A 1643-nucleotide genomic window follows, 5' to 3' on the forward strand; every position below is an offset into this window, starting at 1 on the left:
ATTCAAAATTTCTAGCCCCTTGCTTCTACTCCCCTCCGCTCTAGCATCTGCACGATCGCGCTGACTAACTCAGCCTCCTGCACGGGTTTAGCAAGGTAAACGTGAAATCCGGCGGCGAGTGCCTGATCGCGATCGTGCTCCCGCGAGTTAGCCGTCAAAGCAATGGCAGGAATGTCTGCACCGGATTCGAGCGATCGCAGTTGCTGAATCAGCGAGTAGCCATCCTGTTCTGGCATACTGATGTCGCTGATCACCAGATCCGGCCTGACGCTCTCAAATACGGCAAGCGCTTCACTAGCGGAGCTAACTACCACCGCGATCGCACCGTACTGCCGCAGCAAAAACGCTAGAAAATCACGCGTGTCAGGTTCGTCATCGACAATGAGAATTTTTCGGCTCGTCAACAGTGCAGGATGCTCACGGAGTGTCTCCGTAGTTGATGGCGTGAGGAGCGAGGACGTAAGGGCGTGCGAAGACGGCAGGACGATTTCTTCGGTCGCCCGAGTTCTATCTCCGTTTACCAGCGGCAGCCTGATTGTAAACGTGGCTCCTTGGTCGTCGCCTGGGCTGTCTGCCTGCACCCTTCCGCCCTGAAGTTCTACAAGATGTCGAACGATCGCCAGTCCCAACCCCAAACCGCTGTGCGCTCGCGTGGTCGTGCTGTCTGCCTGCCGAAACCGATCGAACACGTACGGCAGAAATTCCGGACTGATACCTTTTCCGGTGTCAGTTACAGTAACCTGAGCGCAGCGAGAATCTGAAGATTGAAGTTTGAAGGATGAATAGTCATCCGGATGTCCACCTTGCACATGCGACAGCCTTACCTGGACTTGTCCTCCGTCTGACGTAAACTTAATTGCATTTGAGAGCAAATTCCAAACCACCTGCTGCAACCGAACTGGATCGCCGTAAACCATCCACTGCTGGTGATCGATCTCTGTTTCTGAGCCGTCAACCTCAAACTTTAAATTAATTGCTTTGGCGTCTGCGGTTGGACGCATGGAGGTAATGGCCGCTTCAACAACCGACGCTAGGCTAATGGGGCAGAGATTAAGTCGCAGCTTGCCTCGAATAATTTGTGACACATCTAAAATGTCTTCAATCAGTTGCGCCTGAGTTGCGGCGTTGCGCTCGATCGTCTCTAGAGCGCGGGCAGTCGTTGCTTCGTCAAATTTTTTGCTGCGCAACAGTCGAGACCAGCCCAGCATCGAGTTCAGCGGTGTGCGAAGCTCATGCGACAGGACCGCCAAAAATTCATCCTTCATCCGGTTAGCAGCTTCGGCTTCACGACGGGCAGCTTGCTCTTGAATAATTTGGCTCTGAGCGGCTTCTGCTAGTTTCCGCTCTGTAATGTCCTCGCACGTGCCAACGTGCCCTAGCGGGGTTCCTTGCTCCGAGAACATCGGCGCTGCATACATCTGCACCCAATACGTGTTTTCATTCCCGGTATGGGTGCGAAATTCTGCCGAAAACCCGTTGTTTCCCTGAAGATACGCGGTCCAGTCAGCCAGGATGCGTGACTGATCCTCCGAGTGAATGGTCCGTTCCCACTGACTGCTCAGCGGCTCGCCCGGTTGCAGTCCCCATTTTTCTTGGCAGCGCGGATTGCTGTAGATGCAGAACCCTTGGCTGTCGGTAACAAA

General features: G+C 54.0%; 1 protein-coding gene. It reads right to left on the reverse strand.

The window, feature by feature from the left end:
- Positions 1–11: 11 nt before the first annotated feature.
- A partial coding sequence (locus H6F43_RS23220; RefSeq protein WP_190343928.1) for an ATP-binding protein occupies positions 12–1643 on the reverse strand: 1632 nt, incomplete at its 5' end.

Origin of the sequence: Leptolyngbya sp. FACHB-36, from assembly GCF_014695955.1 — a bacterium.
In the GTDB taxonomy this organism is placed as follows: Bacteria; Cyanobacteriota; Cyanobacteriia; order Leptolyngbyales; family Leptolyngbyaceae; genus FACHB-36.